Genomic DNA, 6,133 nt, shown 5'->3' with positions numbered 1-6,133 from the left:
CGGCAACCAAGGCTTCGGAAGAAGAAATTCCGCAGGAGATAATAATAGCAAGGGCAGTTTTAATAATTCTGCTGGTGTCACCGAAGCCGATCAGCAGCCGGGCAGCTACTCAGTTTCCGTCAGAGGCAGCACCGTTGAAATTCGCTACGCAAACGGGATCCTGGAACGCCTCACCAATCGGCGCTTCTCGATGACTGATCGGCGGGGGCGCACAATTGTGGACCGCCCTGCAACATCTGACGATCGAGCTCGGATTCAATCTCTTCTAAATTGAGAAAGGGATATCACCTGCGCCAGCGCAGGGCGGCTTCGGTTCTATTTGAGACGCTAAGCTTTGCGAAGATGCGGGTTGCGTGGTGCTTGACCGTTTTCTCGTGAAGGCCAAGTTTTCTCGCAACCAACTTGTTACTCATACCGACCGCGATCAGATCCATGACCTCACGCTCGCGCGCGCTAAGCCCATCTTGCGCTTGCATAGCGGCTGGATGCGGCTTGCGTTCTGAAATCAGTCTTGCGCTCAGGTTGGGGGGAACATAACTTCCGCCAAGTACAACCGTTCGAACCACGCTTGCCAGATCGCGAGACCCGATTCCTTTCAGAACATAGCCACAAGCTCCTGACTGCATCGCGGCACGCACGTCGTCCCCGTCTTCTGACGCAGTCAATATTATCACTTTGGTAGCAGGAGCGTTGGCGAGGATAGTTTGGACCGCTGAGAGTCCATTTCCCGGCATCGATATATCGAGCAAAACAGCCTCAGGACAGTGCATTGTGGCCAGTGACACGGCATCGCTCGCCGAGCCCCCTTCTCCGACGACTTCGAAGCCCAGATCTCCCAAACTTTTGTAGACCCCCGCGCGAAACATCGGGTGATCGTCGACGAGCACAAGGCGGATTTTCTCGGTCATGACACTATCGGATCTTGGATATTGAGGGACATAGTTAGAGTAGTTCCGGCAGAAGACGAATTTATTTCGAATTTGCCGCCAAGGCTTTCGACGCGTTCACGTAACCCTGACAGCCCCAGGCCGAGAAACGCGTTTTCTGCTTTGAAACCTTGGCCGGCATCTTGAACGACTACCGTGATTTCGTTGCCAAGAAGCTTCAAGTCAACACGTTGCCCGTTGCCCTCAGCATGTCGCCAGCCGTTATTTAGGCCTTCCTGAATGAATCTGTAGACACAAATTTTCACCGCCACTGGTATCTCGTCATTCAACGGCTCGATCGCACTATCCACCGATGCGCCTGTACGTGATTGGTAGTGCTCGACTGCCCGGCGGGCCGCTTCGCTGACTGACAAGGTCTCGATGTGAGGTAAGATCAAGCCGCGGCAGATGATGCGGATATCGCGTATAGCCTCGTCCAGGCTCTCTTTGATTGTCGCAATCTCTTCCTCGCGGGTGGCTCTATTGCTGTCGTCGCTGAGGATCTGTTCGCTATCCATGCGTAGAGCAGCGTAGGCCATCAGCTGTGCTGGCCCATCGTGCAGGTCCGCGCCCACCCTTCTGAGAAATTTTTCATTGAGGGCGACCGCTCGTTGAGAACCTTTCTTGACACGGAGGGTAAGATCGAGGTTTTCCTGGAGCTGACGTTCTATGGTTCGGCTTCCGCGCAGGACGATTGCCGAGAGGATCAGGAAAAAACCGGCCGTTACAGTGATGGTCACGACCCAGCTTCTAAAACGCGCCCGTGTCAGGCTGCGCTCGAGCTCTCCCGCCCTTTCGTAAAACTCTGTGACGGCAACAACCTGGCCCGACCAGGGCTGAAGGATTGGATTGTAAATCTCAAGCAGAGGCTCACCAACCGCTCGTTCTGCAGTGCTTTCAGGATCATCGACATCGTCGAATTTCGCCACAAGTTCGCCATTGAAGGCCCGCTTCCGATTTTCGCCAGGAGGTACGACACGGCCCATAAGCTTCTTGTCATTCGAATACAGGATCATGCCGTCCTTGCGCCATAGGCGAAACGAGACCAGCCGCTTTCCGAGCGCGCCCTGGCCCAGGGTTTCGTCGAGCGTCCGCTCTATGGACTCATCAAGCTTCGTCTCGCGGGTCAGGTCCGGCAGAACCGGAGCGATAATGCTGTCGACATATAAAGCTGTGGTAGCGGCAGCATTCCGGGTAACCGTCTGTGCGATCTGCTCTGTGACATGAAGCCCGATGATGATCGTGGCAATTGCGGTAACTATACCACCTGCCAGAAAAAACTGCTTGGCGAGACTAAGGGAGTTCAAGAAATCTAGAGCTGACGTCACCGGTCCGTTCCAAGTTCCAAGATCCGCGTATCGGAAGACCTACATATATGATCAGCGGATTAATCCGGAGGACAGGCTTGAGCCGCTCACCGGGGCCTCGGGGATGAAGCCGACCCGTGGCTGCTTAACGGGATCGTTAAGGCCTATGAGCACCACAACCATTCCACCCATAATGACGAGGATGCCTGCCACAAGCGACTTCATCTTCCACCTCCATAAGAAAATTGGTGTGGCAGATACTATCCACCACACCATCTTGGCCAAACCGACCGGTTAGTTGATCACCTGGATCACCTTGCGGCTTGAAGGCTCGACGATGACGCGCTGCTTGTTCACGATGGCGTAGGAATAATTGGGATTTTCCGGAACCTGCTGGACGACGACAGTCGATGGAAGTGGTTCACCGACGACCACCTTTTCCTGCACAACGACGGTATCGGTGGGCATGGGAGCTTCACGAACGTAAGTTACAACGCGTTCCGGCGGTGGGTCGATAGCGGTTCCGGCGACTGCGCCGACAACCCCGCCAACAGCTGCACCAACCGGACCGCCGACAATTGCTCCCGTCACTGCGCCGCCGGCAGCGCCGTTTACCGTGGACTGCTGTGCCATGGCACCACCTGCCACGAACATCGCGGTGGCAAAAACTACGGCTTGTTTCTTGTTCATCTGCTTTCTCCCTTTTGACCGAGGTGTTCCTCGCCCAACCAATGGAGAAGCTATCCAACAAGTTCCCTGGTGGGACTTTGTGCCCAACCTCTTGCCGATCGTTACGCCTTTAGGCCTAATCTCTGACCAGACCAACTTCTATTCGAAAGACTTAAGCCCATTGCCGCCAACCGCGAGGGCACAAGTTCTTTTCAAGCCGCATGGGATCAGCTTCATTAGAGGTTTTGACAGGTCGTCCCGCAGGGCAGACCGCAATAGCTGACTTGGAGATCCGCCAAATCCTCCGCGGCATGAATTGATCGGCTTTCTCCCGAAGCCAGCTTCCGGCCGAAAGTTGCGCAGGTGCCGCCGCCGAACAACACACCCTGGTCCGATGTACGAGGCGACAGCGCAACTGGAAAAGTGGCGGTATCCGATCGGCGTCATATGAGGTGCTGGCGCGGTCAGCGGGGGTGTACCCGCGCCAGCTACCCGTCGTTGGGAAGGGTTCCCGCGGACGCCATGTAGTACGTGGAAAGCGAACGCGCGGATCTCTCCGGGCTGAGGGACCGTGCGCGTTCCGCCCATCCGTTACCGCGCGCCTGGCCGGCCGAAAAATGTCAGAAAACGGCTGCTGCAAGAGACATCCGACGGCAAAGCTTGTTTCCACACGCTATTGGCTCGCAGCGAGGAGAGCTTTGTCTTTTTCAACGCGACAAAGTACCGAGAACCTGTTTTGCTTGCCGTCCAGGCGTGAGATAAGCTACTTTACCGTTTGGTACCTGACCTAATTTTCTTAGAGCTTAAACGTCACTTCGTTCAGAAGGTAATCCAGACCACCCGCTCGGTACCACCGATATCCACAGGGCTCCAAGACCATGTGGTGCTTACCGCCACTCGCGTGGCTATTTGTCCCGTCCGCGATGTCGATCAGAATGTCCCCATCATCGCCGATGCCTGCATCGAATGTGATCTCCACCGGCTTGTCGTGAAAATTATGAATGATGACGACGGCATTATTGCGCCAGTCGTACCACATCGCCAATACCCCGGTGTCGCCGCAATCCAGGACTTCGAATGTTCCCCAACCGATCTCTGGCGCCTCCTTGCGCATGCGGATCATTCGCTCGGTCCCAGTTCAGCATCGACTGGGCATCGCGGCGCTGGAAGGCGACGTTAAGATGCTCAAAACCGTAGGGCCCTTTCTCGATCACCGGCAGAACAGGCTTGTCACCCTTCGTAAATCCGCCTTGTGGCTCGTTCGACCACTGCATCGGTGTGCGCGCGCAATTGCGCTCCGGAAGTGACAGATCGTCGCCCATGCCGATCTCGTCTCCGTAATGCAGGACCGGCGTTCCGGGCAGCGAATACATCAGACTGTAGGCAAGCTTGAGGCGCCGTTCATTTCCACCCAGCATCGGCGCCAATCGACGGCGTATCCCACGATCGTAAAGCTGCATCGACTTGTCCGGCCCGAACGCAGAAAAGACCTGCTGGCGCTGGTTTTTGCTGAGGAGCCCAAGATCAAGCTCATCATGATTGCGCAGGAATATCCCCCACTGACCGGTATGTGGTCTTTCTCTGGTCGCATCCATCGCCTTTGTAAGTGGACGGGTGTCGGCGCTGGCCAGCGCGTAGAACAATGACTGATTGACATGGAAGTTGAACATCATCTGCATACGGTCGCCGTCATCGCCGAAATATTGCAGGCTCTCCTTTGGCACGACGTTGGCCTCCGCCAGGATGATGCTGTCTCCCATCCGCCGCTGAAGGAACTCCCGAAAGGTTCGAAGCATGTCGAACTGCTCCTTCGGCCTCTTCACCTCTGCGCCTTCTCGGCAATCACAAACGGAAGGCATCCATCCGGAAACCAGACACTCCGAGTTGCAGCCAGAACCCCATGATCTTCAGGATTTCTGCCTGGACGTGGGGATTGGGGGTGTTGAGGTCGGCTGGAAGTCATAAAAGCGATGAAGTAGTATTCGCCCGACGTCTTGTCTCTCGTCCAGGTGGTTTTCTGGACACCAGCCGGGCTCCGCCCTTCTCTATTCCGGCCGGGACCGGCACGAACCATCGATGGTGTTCCAGTTCGAACAGTCACGCAGCAATGGCACGAGGTCTACTGGAAATGGCGATCGCGACCATTCGATCTTGTCAAATTGAAGTCAACGCTCAGCAAGTGGCAATATGCCCTCGCGAACGATGGCTGGAATTCCCTTTTTTGGGGAAACCACGATCTACCGCGTGCTGTGTCAAAATATGGAGATGTGAAAGGCTATCCGGTCGAGTCGGCCAAGATGGTCCACCAGGTCCGTCGATGGTCGTCGATCCTTTACAGCGACGAACGCCGTCTGCAATGGGCACACTGTGGCGGGAAACTGCCTGAAGAAGAAACGCAAGAGCATTATCTACTTGTCCTCACCCCACGTACAAGCAGAAACGTATGATTGAGAGACGACAGCGGTTTGAAAGACAGGTTGTTATGACCGACGGTCACGGATGCGCGGAGTTCGTTTGCGTAAGATAATTTGCCAGTTCAGGATCGTCGGACAGGTGTTCCTGAAATTGCTCTTCTGTCATCCGGCCGGTCCGATAAGCCGCGATGATTTCTTGCTGTTCTACCGTCATTGGTTCCTGGCCGCTGCCCTCCGGAGGAAGAACACCTAGCTCTGTCAGAATGCTGCTCATCACACCTGTTTCGTGATTGTCGTTCCGCATGTCACATCTCCATTTTAGGGACAGAACCAAGAGCAATGCGAGCGGTTCCAGGAACTGATGACCTCACCGCCGGTTAAAGACAGCATCGACAGGTGAAGTCCTACCGGATCGATGAGTTCTACATTCACAACGTGTCGCGATACCAGTCGGCATTTCTGAAGTTAGTGGCATCAGTGGTCATGCCAGCGATCGACAGGACATCAAAGCCACGCATTCGACGATAAGGACTACTCATGGATATAGTGCTGCTGGTAGGCTACCTGGCATCCCTTTGCTCCGTAACCAGTTTCGTGCCACAAGTCTGGAAGGTCGTCAGGACCGGCGATACGGCCGCTATCTCGGGTCGAATGTACACGCTCACGGTCATCGGCTTCGCCCTCTGGTCTGCCTTCGGCATTTTTAAGACCGAGTGGCCCATCATCCTTACCAACTCGATCTGCTTCTGCCTCTCCGGTTATATTCTGATACGGAAGTTGCGAGCCGGGGCGCAGAGTTGACCATGCAGGTTTTCAG

General features: G+C 55.3%; 7 protein-coding genes and 2 pseudogenes. 3 read left to right on the top strand and 6 right to left on the bottom strand.

Annotation, left to right across the window (positions count from 1 at the left end):
- A pseudogene (locus tag HNQ72_RS30405) lies at positions 1 to 274 on the top strand (hypothetical protein); the annotation flags it as partial.
- 10 nt (positions 275 to 284) lie between these two features.
- Here the strand turns inward: HNQ72_RS30405 and HNQ72_RS21495 are convergent.
- The 5 genes and pseudogenes from HNQ72_RS21495 to HNQ72_RS21475 all read right to left on the bottom strand — a co-directional run.
- A complete protein-coding gene (locus HNQ72_RS21495; RefSeq protein ID WP_183995159.1) occupies positions 285 to 908 on the bottom strand; it encodes a response regulator in 624 nt (207 codons plus the stop codon).
- Positions 905 to 2,254: a sensor histidine kinase gene (locus HNQ72_RS21490; protein WP_183995157.1), complete on the bottom strand. Its 1,350-nt coding sequence runs from the start codon at positions 2,252 to 2,254 to the stop codon at positions 905 to 907. The genes HNQ72_RS21495 and HNQ72_RS21490 overlap by 4 nt, the downstream gene beginning before the upstream one ends.
- 51 nt (positions 2,255 to 2,305) lie before the next feature.
- On the bottom strand, positions 2,306 to 2,458 hold the full coding sequence (locus HNQ72_RS21485) for a hypothetical protein (RefSeq protein ID WP_183995155.1): 153 nt from the start codon (positions 2,456 to 2,458) through the stop codon (positions 2,306 to 2,308).
- Between the two features lie 69 nt (positions 2,459 to 2,527).
- Positions 2,528 to 2,923 carry a DUF1236 domain-containing protein gene (locus HNQ72_RS21480; protein WP_183995153.1) on the bottom strand — a complete coding sequence of 132 codons (396 nt, stop codon included), beginning with the start codon at positions 2,921 to 2,923 and terminating at the stop codon, positions 2,528 to 2,530.
- A 775-nt stretch (positions 2,924 to 3,698) separates the two neighbouring features.
- Positions 3,699 to 4,934: pseudogene (locus HNQ72_RS21475) on the bottom strand (alpha-amylase family glycosyl hydrolase); the annotation flags it as partial.
- Here HNQ72_RS21475 and HNQ72_RS30620 point away from each other — a divergent pair.
- Positions 4,912 to 5,349, top strand: coding sequence for an alpha-amylase family glycosyl hydrolase (locus HNQ72_RS30620; protein ID WP_244654639.1), 438 nt, complete (start codon positions 4,912 to 4,914; stop codon positions 5,347 to 5,349). The pseudogene HNQ72_RS21475 and the gene HNQ72_RS30620 overlap by 23 nt on opposite strands.
- Positions 5,350 to 5,395: 46 nt before the next feature.
- On the opposite strand, the gene HNQ72_RS21465 is transcribed toward HNQ72_RS30620, so the two are convergent.
- Positions 5,396 to 5,620: a hypothetical protein gene (locus HNQ72_RS21465; protein WP_183995151.1), complete on the bottom strand. Its 225-nt coding sequence runs from the start codon at positions 5,618 to 5,620 to the stop codon at positions 5,396 to 5,398.
- A 233-nt stretch (positions 5,621 to 5,853) separates the two neighbouring features.
- On the opposite strand from HNQ72_RS21465, the gene HNQ72_RS21460 reads away from it, so the two are divergent.
- Positions 5,854 to 6,117, top strand: coding sequence for a SemiSWEET family sugar transporter (locus tag HNQ72_RS21460; RefSeq protein WP_183995149.1), 264 nt, complete (start codon positions 5,854 to 5,856; stop codon positions 6,115 to 6,117).
- The last annotated feature ends 16 nt before the right edge of the window (positions 6,118 to 6,133 follow it).

Source organism: Aliirhizobium wenxiniae (genome assembly GCF_014201355.1).
GTDB classification, from domain to species: domain Bacteria; phylum Pseudomonadota; class Alphaproteobacteria; order Rhizobiales; family Rhizobiaceae; genus Neorhizobium; species Neorhizobium wenxiniae.
This window is presented reverse-complemented; position numbering and strand designations above follow the sequence as displayed.